The sequence below is a fragment of the Bradyrhizobium sp. 164 genome (assembly GCF_023073715.1).
GTDB lineage: Bacteria > Pseudomonadota > Alphaproteobacteria > Rhizobiales > Xanthobacteraceae > Bradyrhizobium.
Genome location: NZ_JADPKA010000076.1, coordinates 79904 through 96845 on the forward strand (window position 1 = coordinate 79904; position 16942 = coordinate 96845).

At 64.0% G+C, this 16942-nt stretch carries 17 protein-coding genes and 1 tRNA gene; 9 read left to right on the forward strand and 9 right to left on the reverse strand.

Features of this window, described 5'->3' with window-relative positions:
- Positions 1-34 precede the first annotated feature (34 nt).
- Positions 35-2722, forward strand: a complete 2688-nt coding sequence (locus IVB01_RS24350; RefSeq protein WP_247276223.1) for a PAS domain S-box protein — start codon at positions 35-37, stop codon at positions 2720-2722.
- 42 nt (positions 2723-2764) lie between these two features.
- Here the strand turns inward: IVB01_RS24350 and IVB01_RS24355 are convergent, their stop codons facing one another.
- From IVB01_RS24355 to IVB01_RS24365, 3 genes are all read right to left on the reverse strand, one after another.
- Positions 2765-3205 carry a DMT family transporter gene (locus IVB01_RS24355; protein WP_247276224.1) on the reverse strand — a complete coding sequence of 147 codons (441 nt, stop codon included), beginning with the start codon at positions 3203-3205 and terminating at the stop codon, positions 2765-2767.
- Positions 3206-3284: 79 nt separating this feature from the next.
- A complete protein-coding gene (locus IVB01_RS24360) occupies positions 3285-3836 on the reverse strand; it encodes an AraC family transcriptional regulator (protein WP_247276225.1) in 552 nt (183 codons plus the stop codon).
- Positions 3837-4070: 234 nt separating this feature from the next.
- Positions 4071-4421 carry a GrlR family regulatory protein gene (locus IVB01_RS24365; protein WP_247276239.1) on the reverse strand — a complete coding sequence of 117 codons (351 nt, stop codon included), beginning with the start codon at positions 4419-4421 and terminating at the stop codon, positions 4071-4073.
- Positions 4422-4680: 259 nt separating this feature from the next.
- On the opposite strand from IVB01_RS24365, the gene IVB01_RS24370 reads away from it, so the two are divergent.
- Complete coding sequence (locus IVB01_RS24370) at positions 4681-5178, forward strand: hypothetical protein (RefSeq protein ID WP_247276226.1); 498 nt, start codon at positions 4681-4683, stop codon at positions 5176-5178.
- 55 nt (positions 5179-5233) lie between these two features.
- Here IVB01_RS24370 and IVB01_RS24375 read toward each other — a convergent pair whose 3' ends face one another.
- Positions 5234-5617: a VOC family protein gene (locus IVB01_RS24375; protein WP_247276227.1), complete on the reverse strand. Its 384-nt coding sequence runs from the start codon at positions 5615-5617 to the stop codon at positions 5234-5236.
- 238 nt (positions 5618-5855) lie between these two features.
- Here IVB01_RS24375 and IVB01_RS24380 point away from each other — a divergent pair, with 238 nt between their 5' ends.
- The 3 genes from IVB01_RS24380 to IVB01_RS24390 all read left to right on the forward strand — a co-directional run bounded on the left by IVB01_RS24380 (position 5856) and on the right by IVB01_RS24390 (position 7264).
- A complete protein-coding gene (locus tag IVB01_RS24380) occupies positions 5856-6371 on the forward strand; it encodes a hypothetical protein (RefSeq protein WP_247416855.1) in 516 nt (171 codons plus the stop codon).
- Positions 6372-6531: 160 nt separating this feature from the next.
- Positions 6532-7035: a hypothetical protein gene (locus IVB01_RS24385; protein ID WP_247276229.1), complete on the forward strand. Its 504-nt coding sequence runs from the start codon at positions 6532-6534 to the stop codon at positions 7033-7035.
- Between the two features lie 152 nt (positions 7036-7187).
- Positions 7188-7264: transfer RNA gene (locus IVB01_RS24390), tRNA-Arg, on the forward strand.
- A gap of 240 nt (positions 7265-7504) precedes the next feature.
- Here the strand turns inward: IVB01_RS24390 and IVB01_RS24395 are convergent.
- Both IVB01_RS24395 and IVB01_RS24400 read right to left on the reverse strand, forming a co-directional pair.
- Positions 7505-7777, reverse strand: a complete 273-nt coding sequence (locus IVB01_RS24395; protein WP_247276230.1) for a hypothetical protein — start codon at positions 7775-7777, stop codon at positions 7505-7507.
- A 416-nt stretch (positions 7778-8193) separates the two neighbouring features.
- Positions 8194-8457, reverse strand: a complete 264-nt coding sequence (locus tag IVB01_RS24400; protein ID WP_247276231.1) for a hypothetical protein — start codon at positions 8455-8457, stop codon at positions 8194-8196.
- Between the two features lie 289 nt (positions 8458-8746).
- On the opposite strand from IVB01_RS24400, the gene IVB01_RS24405 reads away from it, so the two are divergent.
- Entirely contained in the window at positions 8747-9193 is a 447-nt protein-coding gene (locus IVB01_RS24405) for a hypothetical protein (RefSeq protein ID WP_247276232.1), read from the forward strand.
- A gap of 97 nt (positions 9194-9290) precedes the next feature.
- On the forward strand, positions 9291-10163 hold the full coding sequence (locus IVB01_RS24410) for a DMT family transporter (protein WP_247276233.1): 873 nt from the start codon (positions 9291-9293) through the stop codon (positions 10161-10163).
- Positions 10164-10182: 19 nt separating this feature from the next.
- Here the strand turns inward: IVB01_RS24410 and IVB01_RS24415 are convergent, their stop codons facing one another.
- Positions 10183-10476 (reverse strand): hypothetical protein, encoded by a 294-nt coding sequence (locus tag IVB01_RS24415; RefSeq protein ID WP_247276234.1) that lies wholly within the window; start codon positions 10474-10476, stop codon positions 10183-10185.
- Positions 10477-10799: 323 nt separating this feature from the next.
- On the opposite strand from IVB01_RS24415, the gene IVB01_RS24420 reads away from it, so the two are divergent.
- Complete coding sequence (locus IVB01_RS24420; protein WP_247416858.1) at positions 10800-12530, forward strand: Cache 3/Cache 2 fusion domain-containing protein; 1731 nt, start codon at positions 10800-10802, stop codon at positions 12528-12530.
- Positions 12531-12668: 138 nt separating this feature from the next.
- Here IVB01_RS24420 and IVB01_RS24425 read toward each other — a convergent pair whose 3' ends face one another.
- A complete protein-coding gene (locus IVB01_RS24425) occupies positions 12669-13328 on the reverse strand; it encodes a peroxiredoxin (protein ID WP_247276236.1) in 660 nt (219 codons plus the stop codon).
- 382 nt (positions 13329-13710) lie between these two features.
- Between IVB01_RS24425 and IVB01_RS24430 the strand changes: the two genes are divergently transcribed.
- Positions 13711-14283, forward strand: coding sequence for a hypothetical protein (locus IVB01_RS24430; protein WP_247276237.1), 573 nt, complete (start codon positions 13711-13713; stop codon positions 14281-14283).
- Positions 14284-14338: 55 nt separating this feature from the next.
- On the opposite strand, the gene IVB01_RS24435 is transcribed toward IVB01_RS24430, so the two are convergent.
- Complete coding sequence (locus IVB01_RS24435) at positions 14339-16192, reverse strand: nucleotide pyrophosphatase/phosphodiesterase family protein (protein ID WP_247276238.1); 1854 nt, start codon at positions 16190-16192, stop codon at positions 14339-14341.
- Positions 16193-16942: the final 750 nt, after the last annotated feature.

Here is a 16942-nt window from a genome sequence, read left to right on the forward strand (position 1 = left end):
TGGGCCTCCAGCAGCCTGGTCCTCAAAAGCCCCAATGTCCGCCGAATTGATGCCGACCCCAGAGAAAAAGCGAACCTTCTCGCTCTCCATCGGCCAGCTCACCTTCGGCAGCTTCCTGTTGGTGCTGGCGGTGATCATCGTCACCTCGACCGCGAGCGTGATTGCGATCCGGCATATCGACACCACCTTCGCCGAGCTGCAGCGGCTCCAGAGCGTCGGGGACCTTGCCGAGGACATCGATCGCCGCATGAACGAATTGCGCCTTGCCGCGCGCGACTTCGTCACCGATCCCGGCGCCGGCATCCAGTTCCAGCAGGTGGGCGAGGCGGCCTCCGCCTTAAGCGATATCCTGAAGAAGACCCGCATCGAGCTCGCGCCCGAGCAGCAGGACATGATCGACGGGGTCACCGAGCGGCTTGCGACCTATCGGACCGGCCTGGAGCGGATCTCGACCCTGATCGACCGCCGCGCCCAGCTGCTCGCCGGCCTGCCACCGCTGCGCGACCGTTTCGACGCGGCCGTCGCCGGCACCGCGGACCGCGAGCTGGCCTCCCGCCTGTCCGAGGCGCAGAGCCGGATCGCGCTCGGGCTGCTGGCGCGCAACCCTTCCGCGGCCGAGCAGGCCGCGGAGGGAATGCGGGCGATGGACACCGCCGATAGCAAGCTGAGGTCGGCTGTCAACGATTACGCCGAGGCAATCATGGCGGTCGCCGTCCGCGAGCGGCAGATCGCCGACATCGACCGCGAGGTGCTGGGCACCGAGGGCCGCCTGATCGGCCGCGTCACCGAATTGCTGCGCGAGGTCAGTTCGCGCCGCGGCCACGTGCTGTCGCGCGATTTTGCCCGCACGCTGACCGAGGCGCGGTGGCAGAGCATCGTGCTCGGCACGGTCGGCGTGCTGATCGGCATCGGCGCCGCGTTGTTCGTGGTGCGAAGGACGGTCCGTCCGCTCGCCCAGATCGCGCGCTCCATTCGCGCGCTTGCAGCGGGCCAGAAGGACACGTCGATCCCTTCGGCCGACCTCGACAACGAGATCGGCGATATCGCGCGCGCGGCCGAAGTGTTCCGCCGCGCGCTCGAGGAGGCCGACACGGCGCGCGAGGCGGCGGTGCGCGCGCTCACCGAGCAGCGCCTCGCGGAGGAGAGCTACCGAAAACTGTTCGAGGGCTCGGTCGATGGCATTTACGTGACGACGCCGGCCGGCGACCTCCTCAACGCCAATCCGGCGCTGGCGCGGATGATGGGTTACGACAGCCCGCAGCACCTCATCGACAGCATCAACGACATCGCCCACACGATCTACGTCCACCCCGAGGCGCGTGCCGAATATCAGCGGCTAATGGCGCGCGACGGCATGGTACGCGAGTTCGAGTATCAGGTTCGCCAGCGCAGCGGCAACATCCTGTGGCTCTCCGACAGCGCCACGGGCGTGCGGGACGAGCAGGGCAACATCGTCCGCTACGAGGGCACGCTGCGCGACATCACCGACCAGAAGCGGGCGGAAGATGCCATCGCCGAAGGCCGGCGCCTGCTCCAGCAGGTCATCGACACCGTGCCGGCGGTGATCAACGTCAAGGATCGCGACCTGCGCTATGTGCTGATGAACCGTTACATGGCCGGTATCTTCGGCATCGAGCCGAGCGACGCGCTCGGCCGCACCACGGCCGACCTGATGTCGCGCTACGGCGCAGCCAAGTCTGACGAGAGCGACAAGCGCGTGCTCAAGCTCCGCAAGGGGCTCGGCTTCTATGAGGAGGAGTACAAGGACGCCTCCGGCAACATGCGGCAATGGCTGGTCAACAAGCTGCCGCTGCTCGACGCCGAAGGCGAGATCGAACGCATCGTCACCGTCGCGCTCGACATTGGCGAGCGCAAGCGCGGCGAGCAGGAGATGCGCAAAGCCAAGGAAGCTGCCGAGACCGCGCTGCGCAATCTGCGCGAGACCCAGGCCTCGTTGATCGAGGCGGAGAAGCTCGCCGCGCTCGGGCGCCTGGTCGCCGGCGTCGCGCACGAGGTCAACAATCCGGTCGGCATCAGCCTCACGGTCGCGTCCGCGCTGGAGCGCAAGACCGCGATGTTCACCGCCGAGGTGGAGCGCGGCGAGCTCCGCCGCTCCACGCTCAACGAGTTTCTCAACACCAGCCGCGATGCCTCTTCGCAGCTCGTTTCCAATCTCAACCGCGCCGCCGAGCTGATCCAGTCTTTCAAGCAGGTCGCGGCCGACCGCAACTATTCGGACCAGCGCAGCTTCGACCTTGGCGACCTCACCGAGCAGGTGGTGATGAGCCTGCGGCCCGGTCTGCGAAAGCACAATCTGACGCTCAATGTCGAGTGTCAGCCGGATCTCACCATGAACAGCTATCCCGGCCCGTACGGCCAGGTGCTGACCAATCTGTTTCTCAATTCGGTGGCGCACGCCTTTCCGGACGGCCGGCCGGGGACCATCGACATCCAGGTGCGCGAGTCCGGCAAGGACAATGTCGAGATCGTCTTCTCCGACAATGGCTGCGGCATGTCGCTCGACGTCCGCCGCCGTGCCTTCGATCCGTTCTTCACGACGCGGCGCGATCAGGGCGGCACCGGCCTCGGCCTGCACATTGTCTACAGCATCGTCACCAACCGGCTCGGCGGCCGGCTCGACCTAGATTCCGAGCCGGGCGGTGGCACGCGCATCCAGATGATCCTGCCGCGCACAGCGCCGCTCGAGCAAGCGGCGGAATGATCAGGTCGCGGACTCGCTAGCGCGCCGCGCTGCCGGCGATCGTTACCCGCGAACGAGAGCCGCGCCCAGGATGAGACACCCGGCGCCCAACGCCCGTGTCAACGTGATCGGATGGTGCGGCAGGCCGAACAGGCCGACGTGGTCGAACGCCAATGAACCAAGCAACTGACCCACGACGATCAACGTCAACACCGTCGCCACGCCGAGGCGCGGCACCATGAGGATGCTGGTCGCGATGAAGATCGCGCCGAAAATTCCCCCGGTCCATGCGATCCAAGGCGCTCGTCCGGCCAGGGCGGCAGCGGGTATCGGCTCGCGCACGACGATCAGGACCAGCAGTAATGCGATTGTCCCGCCAAGATAACTCACGAACGCCGCCCACCTCCCTGATTGCATGGCCTTGCCAAGACTGGCGTTCAGCACCTGCTGAAAGGCGAGGCTCAGGCCCGCGGAGAGGACGACGAAGGCTGCCAGAAGGTTCATGCGCGGCTCGTAATGGCATGGGAAGTGGCGCCAGCTTAGCGCCTGGAGCCAATTCACGTCTGGAACGAAATCGACCGCCTCAATCTGCGAACGCGCAGCGGTAGGCGGCAGGCGTTGCGCCGTAAGCGCGCCGAAACAGGCGACCAAGGTGGCTCTGGTCGGAGAACGAGCCGGCATAAGCCACGTCCGCGACGGTGTCGCCGCACTTCAAACGTGAGCGTGCCGCTGCCAGTCGCAGCGCAAGACGATAGGCGGCAGGGGTCATTCCAATCTCTCGCTTGAACTGCCGAATGAAGCCGTCGGTCGATCGGCCCTGGCGTGCCGCGATCGTGCGGATGTCGAGATCGTCGCACGAAACCAGCTCCGTCAGCGCGGCACGTTTGGCCGGCAGCGTCAGACGTCTCGGGCACGGATCATGCGAGCCGATCGCGTCGAGCATCTCCTCTGGCAAGGTTGCCCGCGAGTTACGGATGCAGAACGGCCCCGAGATCCTTCTCACCGCCGCATGAACGCCCGGTAAATAGAGATGGTTGACGATCGAGCCCGCGCCGCCTTGCGAGGCGTGCGGTACGCCCGCCGGGATGACGACGATATCGCCCGCGATGGCGAGAAACTCTCCGAATGTGGTCATGTACATGCGCCATCCCTTGTGGACGGCGGCGACCTGGACATTCGGGTGAAGGTGACAGGCGAGCGCGACCGCCTGTGCCGCCGCGAGGTGGCCGAACTCGATCGCCGAGTCACGTGCCCATGGGCGATATGTCCACGATCTAGGCATCCTCACTGCATACGATCTATTGCTCAGGATGTCAGGAGGCTGCTGCAGACTGGTTTTGAGCCGTGCGTCGTGACTTATTGGCACGCCCTAATCGACGTCGGCGAGCCTGTGCAGCGTCGCGCCGAAGATCTGGCTGGCCTTGCCGACCAGCGCCGTGCCGGTCATCTCCCCGCGCGTCTCCGTGAAGGTGCCACTGACGCCGATGCCGACCGGGGCGGGGCCGCCGAACAGCGGATTGTCGTCGCCCCGCGGCGAGGTGTGGCGCTGCACCAGCACTTCGCCCTTGAAGGTGTTGTCCTTCACGGTGTAGCTGCCGGTGTAATAGAGGTAGGCGTCGCCGCCAAGAATCTTGCCGTCGCGGAAAAGGATCACGCCGCTGCCTTTGCCGACCCGACCGTCGAGCAGGCTCACGTGAATCGAATAGAGGCCGTTCTTCATCACGTCCCGCAGGCCGGCCGCCATCGCCCAACGGCGTAACCGGTAGAGCATTTATGCCAAAGCGCATCCGCACGCGCAACGCGGCAGTTTAGCGGGCGGCAGGGGCATCGCCGTCGCGAGCCGTGATTGTTCCGGCTTGTGCGTGACGCCGTCATGACGCTCTGATGATGAGGCGAGGCCGGACGTTGCGCATTGGAGTTGGCCCGCGAAATGCATAGCCATTATCGCACTGGCCGCGGAGTGCTGGAGCAAGACGAACGTGAGCAACTGGATCGATTCCGGCGGCGTTGAGCCGCGTCTGTACAGTGTGCGTCCCGCGAATTGCAAAAGCGAACGACGGCGGAGCGGCACCGCGACACGCTGGCGAAGCTTGATAAGGCTCGCGTGCGCCTTGGGCCTGAGTGCGCTTGCGGCCTCCTTCGGGCACGCGCGTGACCGTGGCCAATTCGCGAACACCAATCCGGACTTGAAGGCCTGGTTCGACGGCTTGCGAAGCGGCAAGGGGCCTTGCTGCTCGGACGCCGACGGCTCGGCCGTCTCGGATTCCGACTGGGACAGCAAGGACGGGCACTATCGTGTCCGCATCCCGCGCTACGGCTCGGGCATCGACGGCCAGCCGCAAGAGCTCGTCTGGGTGGACGTGCCCGAGGAGGCCGTGATCTCGGAGCCCAACCGGGTCGGACGAACCATGGTCTGGCCGATCTACGGCCCCATGGGCGTCACCATCCGCTGCTTTATGCCTGGTAGCATGACATAGGCCACCAAGCGACGCTTCGCCCGGAGGGCTGATGCCTGATGCCGCCCGCGCCGCGTCACGTATACTTGGTGTCGCGCTCGAGCAGTTCGATGGAGATGCCTTCGGGGCCGCGGATGAAGCAGATGCGTACGCCGGGCCTGATCGTCGTCGGCTCGCGTGTGAAAGTGACGCCCTTGGCCTTGATCTCGGCGGCGACGGCGTCGATGTCCTTTACCGTCAGACCAAAATGGTCGAGGCCCTGATGCGGATGCGCGGGCGGCGGGCTGACGGCGCTGTCGCCTTCGAGCGGCGCGATGAATATCCTGGCCCCGCCAAGGTTCACGTCGATCCGTCCGGGCGCCCGCACGATCTCGCCACCGAGGATGTCGCGCAGCCAGGCCGCCGTGGCCTCCGGATCAGGGCTGCGCAGATGGACGTGATCCCAAGTGACGACTGGCATTTCATTCTCTCCCAATGGGACCTTCGGATGTTGCGCCGCATGTTAACGGCCCCTGCCGGTGATCACCACCGTCGTTGCCGATTCGCAACGGCCGGGAACCTTGGTTCGTGTTCCCGATTAAGGTATCCAGCGGCTCGGTCCGTCGTCGGACGGGCGTAAGCCGCTGTCGGTGACGAAAACCATGAACGCTGGGCTTGACCGGATCGGGTTGAGGCGTTTCGCCGGAATCGGCGAGCGATTGGCGCGGACCGTGACGGTTGCGAGCGTCTCGTTTGGCCGAAGTTTGCTGTGGTTGCTGGCAGCGATCATCGTCGGCTGCGGAATCTGGATGCTGCTGCCTCTCTCCAAAAGCAATAGCGCTGAGTCGGGGACGTCGGAGCTGGCAGCCGTCGAGACGGCTCCTTCGGGCGATTCGGCCGGCGCGGGCGCGCCGGCCCCCGAAGCTCGGGCGCCGGCAATGGCAGAACTCGGTCGTCTCAGGATTTCATCGCAGACCTGGCGCCGCGGCGGCCTCGGCTCGAAGGCGCTGGTGACGTTCACGCTGCGAAACGACAATGACTATGCCGTAAAGGATGTCGAGATCGTCTGCGCTTTCGCGCGGCGCGACGGCAGTCATCTCACCGATCGCAGCCGTGTGCTGGCGGACCCCGTCAGCATGAAGAGCCGCAAGACCTATGCGCAGATCCCCGTCGGCTACGTCAATGTGAACGCCGATCAGGCGAAGTGTTCGCTGGTTGCAGCGCGCCGCGCGTAAAGCGCTGCATTTTCCGATAGCGGAAAAGTTACCGTCCGCAAGACTTGGCCAAAAAACTTCGCGTCGCCATTTGAACCGTACGGCTGGGCTAGGAACCAATTAGAAGATCGCCTGTTGAGGCGGAGAGCCCACGCGGGGATGCGGGGGGCGGAGCGCGGCTATGCCCATCTTTCGGTATTTCATCTTTGTCGGTGGAGCTTTGCTCGCACTGTTATTTGCCGTGGACTTCGTTCTGCCGGCGTCACCAGTGACGCAAACTGTTGCGACGGCGAGCAACGACCAGCCACTGATCCGGATCCGGTCCGATCGCCATTTGCCTGAGCGCGTGGTGCTCGATACCAGCCAGCCGACGATTGCCGCGCCTGCGATGAAGACCGCCACCGTCGCGGCGCCGCAGCCGCCGGATACCGCGTCGGCAGCGGCCCTCGCGGAGATGTCGGCCAAGGCGCGGGTGCGCGAGACCTTTGCCCAGTTTACCCCTGGCTCGAAGGCCGACAGCGCCGCCAAGAAGCCGCAGGCCCAGGCTCAGCCCAAGCGTAAGGTCGCCAGAGCGCACACGGCCCCGCAATATGGTGGGCCGCAGTATGGTGGGCCACAACAGTTTGGCCGGCCGATGCTGGTGGCCCAGCAGCCGCATTTCGGTCTTTTCAACACGACCTGGTGAGAGAGCCTTCGACTCGTCTCGAACGGCGACGGGTGGGGCTTTATATTGGGCAGCCTCTCTGCTAATTCGAACCCATCCGAACGCCGCCCGCTGTGCGGGCTCGCCAACAGTGGTCAGGCGCGTCTCGGTTGCGGCCCAATCTTTGGGCCAGGGCGCTCGTAGCTCAGCTGGATAGAGCATCGGATTTCGATTCCGAGGGTCGGAGGTTCGAATCCTTCCGAGCGCGCCACGCTTATGTTTGTCCAGCCCGGAGACATAGGTAGCAGGTCGTACCTGAGACATGGGTGACAACCTCGTGCCGAACGGGTTGTCGAGGGTTGCAGGGTTTACGCCATGCATTGATGGCACAGCCCATTATTGCTCGGCCCGCGCTTTCACCGTCAACCCCGCGCGCCAAGGGCGCGCCCCTGCGGGCTTCCAGATGCGTCTTCTCGCAAAAGCGAAGGGGCCCCGAGGGCCCCCTTTGATATTACCAGCGGCGATAGCCGTAACCATAATAGCGTGGGCCGTAGTAGCGCGGCGCATAATACCGGGGGCCGTAGTACGGCCGCGGCCCGTAATACCCATAATAGTTCGGACGCCACCAGCAGCGTCCCCAGGCGTTGCAGACCATGCGGACCTGCTCGACGTCGGAGACCTGCGAAGTTGCAGGCGCGGGCGCGATGGGCATGGCGGACGCCGCCGGCGATACCGCGAGGGCACCGAACAAGGATGCGGCGACGAGGCCAATCTTGAGCTTCATGATGTCTTCCTCCGCTGACGCGAGGCAGGATATCGATGATGTTCTGATCAAATTGTGGCGGACCCGAAATGTAATGCTGATGAACAAATCTTCGGTCAGCCGAGCGTCAGGGATATCTTAACGGCACCAAACCATCTCTGATTCAGTGTTGCGCGTGCGCCGGCAGGTGCTCGCACGACTTGCCGCCAGCCTTGATCCTGCGCAATTTTGCGGGGCACGGGGCGGCCGTCTCGATGTTGACGTCAGCGCGGGCGAGACCTCGGCCCCGACCATGGTGGCCTCACCGCGCGCGCTGGCATGATCCGCGCCGATTATTCTGACTCGTGCACAAGGCGTATCGGTCTACGAGATCGAGAAGCAATTGCTGCTCTCGGGCGCCGCGAAATAAGAACGCCCGCGGGAAGGAGCGGCGCCCCTCAGTAGCAGGGGTGCCGGCGACCGTCCTGGCCGATATAAGCGGCTGCGCTTCGGTAGCAGTGGTTGGTCGACGGGCCGTCGTAATAGGCGAAGGTGCCGGGGGTGATGCCGGGTCCGTAATTGTGCAGATAGCTGATCGGGTAGGGCAGCGGGTTGACGTAGGAGCGGTGGTAGCGGTGGTGTCCCCGCGCCTCCGCGAGGCCGGGGGCTAGGATTGCAGCCGACAGGACAGCAACTGCGGCTACAAGCTTCAACTTGCTCATCTGATTCTCCGGAACCTGCGCGAATGGGTCCGCTATTTATAGCAATTTCGGGTGGTCAGGACATCGGTCCGGAGGCTCGGAATCACGCCCAAACCGCAGATTTCCGGGTGGGTGCGACAGAATTGCCGACATGCGGTCGAAAGCTGCCCATTTTTGGCCTTTTCGGGATGCTTAACGAATTCCCCACACAAGTGTGACCAAATAGTATTCGGTTTAGAATCCCTCGCCGGCCTTTTGGGGGCTCCTTCGAGGCCGGTCCATTCCTGAAGGCTTTCGCCGTCACGTCGCCATGCGCATCATGCTTCCGAGCCTGCTGTTGTTGTGCCTCGCCGCCGCCATGCCGGCGCGCGCCGAGCTGCACATCACCCGCGACCACGGCGGCTATGTCGAGGAGTACAAGACCAAGTACAAGCGCGTGCGCGAGAAGGGCGAGCGCGTCATTATCGACGGCATCTGCAATTCGGCGTGCACGCTCGTGCTTGGCATCGTCCCGATGAACAAGATCTGCGTAACGCCGCGCGCCAGCCTCGGCTTCCATCAGGCCTATTACGACAAGGCCTTCACCTTCGGCATCAAGGTTACGAGCGCCGAAGGCACCTCCGATCTGATGTCCTACTATCCCGACAAGGTGAAGGACTGGATCCGCCGCAATGGCGGGCTCACCACTGATATGAAGAAAATCAAGAACGGGGTCGAGCTCTGGAAGATCATCGACCCCTGTCCGGAAGAGTGGTGAGCGGCTGAGCCGCGGCTCCCGCTGTCGTCGCAGCGCAGCATCGCTCGTCCGGAAATTCGTATTGCCGCATGGGGCCCCATCGGGCAAGGAGGCGGCAATGAAGCACAATCCGGAAGCCCTGACCGCCCGCGCGGCGCCGATCCTGTTCGTCCTGCTCTGGAGCACCGGATTCATCGGCACGAAATACGTCGTCGACAATGCCGATCCCTTGACCTATCTCGCCATCCGCATGGCGATCGTGGTCGGCCTGATGGCGATCATCGCGGCGATCGCGCGGCCGAAATGGCCTGATGGCACCGGCATTGCGCACAGCGCGGTCGCCGGCATTCTGGTCCATGGCTTCTATCTCGGCGGCACCGCGATCGCGATCGCGCATTCGATTCCGGCAGGCCTTTCCGCGCTGATTCCGGGTTTGCAGCCGATCCTGACCTCGACCATCGCCAATCGCTGGCTCGGCGAGAAGGTGACGCCGGTGCAATGGGCCGGCCTCGTGCTCGGCCTCGGCGGCGTCGTGCTGATCCTGCACAACCGCCCGATGAGCGGCGAAGCCGGGCTCGGCTGGCTCGCCTCGGTGGTCTCGCTGATCAGCATCACCCTCGGCACGCTCTATCAGCGCCGCTACTGCAATCACATCGACTGGCGCGCCGGCAATCTCGTGCAATACCTGTCCGTCACCATTTTCTTCGCGATCGGCGCCTTTCTGTTCGAAGACCGCGTGGTGCACTGGACGCGCGAATTCGTGCTCGCGCTCGCCTGGCTGGCCGTGGCGCTCTCGATCGGATCGATCGGGCTGTTGTACTGGCTGATCCGCCACGCCGCGGCAACCTCGGTCGCGAGCCTGTTCTACCTGGTGCCGGCCGTGACGGCGCTGATGGCCTACCTGCTGTTCGGAGAAAAGCTGGACGCAATTGCCATTGCCGGCATGGCGCTCTGTGCCACAGCGGTCTTTGTGGTCAATCGACGCTTCTAGCAGTTTCCGAGCGTTGCGGTCAGCGCTTGGCCTTCTTGGCCTTCTTCTTCGATTTGGTGGCTTTCCTGGCGGCCTTCTTCGCAGATGTCTTGGTGGCCTTTTTTGCGGCTTTCTTGGACGACTTCTTCGCGGCTTTCTTCGTGGTCTTGTTGGCAGCCTTCTTGGCCGTCTTTTTGGCAGCCTTCTTCGCCGCGACCTTCTTTGCGGCTTCCTTCACCTGCTTGACGGCGGCGACTGCGGCGTCCTTGGTCGCTTCCACGGCGGTGGTGATCGTCTCCATCGCCAGCTCGGTGATCGGCTTCTCGTTGTCCATATCGTCCCCCATTGTTTGAACGGAGCGATGACGATAGCGGGTTTCAAGATTGTGTCAAAGCAACGCTCAACCTATGCGGATCTTGCGTAGGCTGCGAGCGCGGCGTCCCGCTCGCGTGATCGCTGACCGGCTGCGGAGTGGCGGGTGGCCGGACAGGCGGAGATCGCCGCCGAGCGAGACGATGAGGGGCGGAGCGCTTGGCGTGGTGAGGGGGCTTCTTTACGATTTGGAAAGGATGCCCGCGCCCGGCGGTGCAAACGGTCGTTAATGGGGCCGTAAGCCGATTGCATCAATATGCAGGAGCTACGGGGGTCACTCGATTCATGTCCAACTTTCTACCGGCGAAACTTCTGCCGCAGTTCAAGCTCGGCACCAAGGCAGTCCTGTGCGCCGTGCTGCTGATCGCCGTGAACACGGCGCTCGTGGTCGGCGCCGGCTATTGGTCGCTGACATCCGCATTCAATGATCGTGCTCTCCGCGACATCGAGGTCAATCTGCGCACGCTGGCGCTGGCCTTTGCCGAGACCGTTCCAGACGTCAAGATCACGGTGAGGGACGGCGCAGTCGCACGCGCCGAGATTCCCAAGATGCCCGAGCTCAGGGATCACGCCATCGTCGATCGCGCAGTGTCCTATGTCGGCGGCAATGCGACCCTGTTCGTGTTCGACGAGGCGAGCCGACAATTCGTGCGACGCTCGACCAATGTGAAGAAGGAGAATGGCGATCGCGCGGTCGGCACCCAGCTTGCCGCCGATCATCCGGGACAGGCGCCGCTGCGTCGTGGCGAGGCCTATAAGGGGCCGGCGACGCTGTTCGGCAAGTCGTTCATGACCGCCTATTTCCCGATCTTGGACGCGACCGGCAAGGTCGCCGGCATTCTCTATGTCGGCATCCCCATGGCCCAGTTCGAGAGCATGCTGTCCCAGGCGATCTCGAGCATGGCCGCGGCGGCCGGTCTCGCGGCGCTCCTGGTCCTGATCCTTACCTTGGTGATCGTCCGCCGTGTCACGAAACCGCTCACCTCGGTCACGCACTCGCTCACGGCGCTTGCCAACGGCCAGAGCGACGTCGCGATCGAGTGCGAAGATCGCGCCGACGAGATCGGCGAGATCGCCCGCACCGTCGCGGTCTTCAAGAGCAATTCGCTGGAGCGGGCGCGCCTGCGCAGCGAGCAGGCGGCGGCAACGACTGCCGCGGCCGAGCAGCGGAAGGCGGAGCTTCGCAGCTTCGTCGAGGAGTTCCGCGGCAGCGTCGGCGGCATTCTCGACAAGGTGCTCGCATCGTCGGGCGAATTCGAGCGCGTGGCACGGCAACTCACCGATGTTGCGCGCTCCACCGCCGAACTGTCGGCGCACTCGGCCGGAGCTTCCGAAAACGCCTCCGAGCACGTGCGTTCGGCAGCGTCGGCCTCCGACGAGCTGTCCCAATCGATCTCCGAAATCACCCGCCGGGTGCAGGAATCCAACGAGATCTCCGCCGAAGCGGTGCGGCAGGCCGAGGCGACCGACCAGCGCATCGCGCAGCTCTCGGAAGCCGGCGCGCGTATCGGCGACGTCGTCAAGCTGATCACCTCGATCGCCGAGCAGACCAACCTGCTGGCGCTAAACGCTACCATCGAGGCCGCCCGCGCGGGCGACGCCGGCCGCGGCTTCGCCGTGGTGGCCCAGGAGGTCAAGACGCTGGCCGGCCAGACCGCCAAGGCGACCGACGAGATCTCGAACCAGATCGAGAGCATGCAGCTCGCGACCGAGGAATCGGTTGCCGCCATCAAGGCGATCAGCCAGACCATCGAGCGCATCAGCGGCATCGCCGGCTCGATCTCGGCTGCGGTCGAGCAGCAGAAAAGCGCGACCCACAACATCGTGGCCAGCGTTCGGGCGGCGGTGTCGGGCACGGCCGATGTCGCCGTCAATGTCCGTCACGCCGCCAAGGGCGCGAGCGAAACCGGCGAGACCTCGAGCCGGATGTTTGCCTCCGCTCAGGCGCTGTCGGGCGAGAGCCTGCATCTGAAGGCCGAGGTTGACGGCTTCCTCGACCGCGTCCACGCGGCCTGATCCAACGCGGTCATTGCGGGCCGTTCAAAGGACCGAACTCTGGTGCGCAATTGCGCACCAGAGAATCTCGAGATCCCCCGGTGCGCAATTGCGCACCAGAGGTCTGGTCGGTCGGACCATCCCGGGATGGAAGTTGGGTTATTTCGGCTGCGGCACGATGCGAATGTAGGGCTTCGGCTCCTTCCAGCCCTGCGGGTAGATCGTCTTGGCCTCGTCGTTGGAGACCGAGCCAGCGATGATGACGTCTTGCCCTTGCGTCCAGTCGGCCGGCGTCGCGACACGATGCTTGGCGGTGAGCTGGAGCGAGTCGATGACGCGCAGGATCTCCTGGAAGTTCCGCCCTGTGGTCATCGGATAGACCAGCACCAGTTTGATCTTCTTGTCCGGGCCGATGATGAAGACGTTGCGAACGGTCTGGTTGTCGGCCGGCGTGCGGGTGAGGGGATCGCCCGAGGTCGAGGCCGGCAGCATGCCGTAGAGTTTGGAGACGTTGAAATCGGTGTCGCCGATCATCGGATAGTTCGGCGCGGCGCCTTGCGTCTCCTTGATGTCCTCCGACCATTTGGAATGGCGGTCGACTGGATCGACCGACAGGCCCATCAGCTTGACGCCGCGTTTGTCGAATTCCGGCTTCAGCTTGGCCAGCGCGCCGAGTTCGGTCGTACAAACCGGCGTGAAGTCCTTGGGGTGCGAGAACAGCAGGGCCCAGCTGTTGCCGATCCAGTCATGGAACTTGATCTTCCCTTCGGTGGTCTCAGCTTCGAAGTCGGGGGCGGTGGCGCCGATCGGAAGTGTCATGGTTCTACCTCATCTCTTTGAATTTACTATGGAATTCATCTCGGGCCGTCATCATCAGTATAGGGTTTTGGCGAAGCCAAGTGAACCGGCTCAAGTAAAATGTGAATTCCTTCTTCGAAAGACCGATTTTCTAGCACCTTTCTGTTACCGCGGCGCCTGCGGCGAAACATCTCCACCCGGGGTGACACGGTGCCGATTGCCCCGATAATGCCGTTTATGACTTCCATCACGCTCGCCCGGCGCTTCCTAGAACCAAAATGGTCCTGACAGCGACCAATTGGCAACCATCTAGAAAAGTCGCGATCCCCGTATCGAATCGTTAACCACCCCTTTACGTCGGCATGAAAATGCTGGCCGATCAGAAGAAGTCTGGAAGTGAACTATGTCTGCCGCTGCGCCTAAGCCTACCGAGCCGTCGTCCCTCGAACCGTCCTGCCGCGATACGGCGGCCCATGCGCTGAGCATCGTGCGCGACGGCGTGATCACGGGCGAAGGCCCGACCACCAAAGGAAGGGTGCATTTCTCCCGTTCGCTCGATGCCGACGACACCGCCTGGTGCGTACGCATCCTGACGGCCACTGCCGTCAACGACCAGCCGGTGAGCCGCACCGAGGCCGAAGTATTGTTCGAGATCAACGAGGCCGCGACCGAACGTACTGACGGTGGCCGGTTCGACGACCTGCTCGCCAAGTCCGTTGCCCATTATGCAGCCAGCGCCTCGGGCCTAAAGGTGCCGCCGCGAAGCGTTGCGCTATCGGCCGACACCGAGATCGAGAGCTGGGCACCGTCCTATGCCTCCAAGGTCAACAGCGAGATGCTGGAGTGGATCGCCGGCCAGATGCGCGGCAAGCGCCAGAACAACCGTCGCCTAATGGCGATGGTGGCGACCTTCCTGGGCGCTACCGCACTGCCTCTGGCGGGCCAATTGCCCAACGTGTTCGACATTGGCATGTAAGATTTTGAGCATTTAACATCGACGCGCCTCATGCAGACGCGATCGAGCGGCGGGGTCATTTCCCCGCCGTTTTTTGTTTACCGCCCTCAAGCTCGAGCCCGAGCGTGCGGCCGGGGAAGCCGGCGGCATCGAAATAGCGCTGGCTGCCGACGCGCTGGAAGTTCAGCACGGTCATCAGGCCACCCTCGGCCGGTTTGGACTTCAGCGTGCCGGCATAGGCCTTCGGCATCGTGCCATTGAGCAGGGCTTCCGAGATCACGCGGCCGACGAGAACGCCGTTCTGCGCGCTGCGCAGGCCCAGGAGCCGGGCCGCGGTCATGCCGACGTCGGCGTTGCTGACCGGGATCTCGTCGACATAGCCGGCTTTGAAGTCCGGACCAATGGCGGCCATGAAGTTCATGGTGTCGCCGCGGCTGAAGCTGCCATGCATGCCCTGGCCCTGGCGCAGGACGGTATCGGCGACCTGCACCGAGCAGTTGGTCGGCGCCTCGCCGCAATCGCTGGCATAGGAGCGGAAGTTGACGACGATCGACGGCGTCGGCGTCGCCGCCTTGCCGCGCAGATTGATGCTTGACAGTGGCAGCGTGCCGGGGAAGCGGCCGAGCGAGTCGTGGACGAACAGGCCGGAGACGTAGTCCTGCTCGAGCAGCGCCTTGATCGTCTTCGCCGCCAGCGTCTTGTCTTTGTTGGGCAGATAGATCAGGTCGGAGCCGCCATTGGTCGCGACGACGAGATCGGGCTTGGTCGGATCCTTGCCGAGCACGCCGTTACCGGCCTTGGGATGCTTATTGCCTTCGATCTTTGCATTCTTGTCGTTGGGATCGAACAGCGGCAGGTCGAGCGCTTTGGCGAGGTCGAGCGCCAGGAAGCCCATCGGCAAAAAGTCCTTCGGCGTGTCGTCATAGCTGATCTTGGCCGAGGGGCTGGTCTTGCTCTCCTTGGAGATGGTCGAGAAGCCGTGGTCCGCGGAAACGATGATGTTCGTCGATGTGGCGAGCCCGAGCTCGTCGAGCGCCTTGCGGAGCTGGGCGAGGTTGGTGTCGGCATTCTTGATGCCAGCCATCGAGGTGGGACCGTTGATCCCAGGCATGATCTGATTGAGGCTGTCACCGGTATTGTGCTGGCTGCCGTCGGGGTCGCGCGACCAGAACACCAGCACGAACGGCTTGTTGCGCGCCTTGAACATCGGCAGCACCACCTTGGTGGCGACATCGGCAAAATAGGCCTGTTGCGCGACGTTGGCGACGGTGGTGCCAGGGGTTTTGGCGTCGCCCGCCTTGGAATTGTCGCCGCGTGGTGGCGTGGCGGTGGGCAGGCCGGCCTTGGTCAGCGCGTCCTTCACCTCGTCCGACAGCGCGACACCGTTCTTGCCGCCGGTGGAGTCGTCGAACACGACCGAGTGCAGACCAGCCCTGTCGGGCTTGTCCGTGTGGTCGAACTGGTAGGTCGGGCCGACCTTGCCGATCGCCGCGGTGCTGAACCCCTTGTCGCGGGCCATCTTCAGGATGGTCTCTTCGTTCAGATAGTCGCCCTTGAAATGCTCGTCGATGTCGCCGAGCACGGCATCGTTTTCGATAAAGGGGACCACGGTGTCGCCGGCGGGGACGGAGGTGTAGTTGGTCCAGATCGTGTTGGAGAAAACGCCGGTATCACCGAGATAGTGTCCGGTCGACATCGCCGAGCCGTTGGCCATGGTGAAGGTCGGGAACAACGAATGCGGGTTCTTGAAGTTGACGCCCTTGTCGCGGACCTCGGCCATCGCCGGGGCCGTCTCCGGTGTGACCTTCAGCGCGCGAAGACCGTCCGGAATGAACAGGATCAAGTTGCGGGGCGTGTTGTTCTGGGAGGAGGCAAGTCCGGTGGACAGGAATGTCAGTCCGGCGGACAGCAACACCAGTGAGCGGCGCATCAAATCTCTCCCTGCGGTGAGGCGGCTTGGCCGCGACCGCGGCCCCAGGCTCGTTTAGTTTCGCTGCATGACACTTTCGTTACAAGTGCCGTTGGCGATGCAGGAGGCGGGGAAGGGTGGCGATGCATGAATCTCGTGTCCCGGACGCGCTGCGTCGCAAGGGCTCCTCGCGATGACGATCAAGAGGCGGCGGCCTGATTCTCCAGGTGACGCCGTCATTCCCCGCCACCGGGTCTCGCCTTCGGCGAGCCCGATGACAGGCTCCGGCGGGGAATCCAATACGCCGCGGCGTCTCTGTTCAAGCACTGCCGTCTCGGCGTACCGGATCGCCCGGTCCCGGCTCCGCCAAGGCTACGCCGAGGCCCACAGGAGTGCTCGGCCCGCCGAAGCCTTGGCGAAGGCGGCAAGCCGGGCGATGACAGCGAATGTGTGGTGGCAGACACATCTTCGCATCCTCGCGGCTTGTTCGCCCGAGCTTTGCTTCGTCGCTCCACCCTCAAAACGGCCGAGGGCGCAGGGAAGGCCGGGAGCCGGTTGGCTCCGATGGACCGCCATGCCAAGAGCAGGTTGCGTGTGCTTCATGCATAGCGGACAACAGGGCAACCGGAGCATCCCGGCCTTCCCCGCGCGGATGGTTGGAACGGCTTATGTCGCGCTCTTGTGTCTGGGAAATCTGCCAGAATGTGCAAACGGGCGGTTCTCGCAAAACCGCCCGTTGCTGGATCTGAGCCCGGTCGCGCTCAAAGGCCG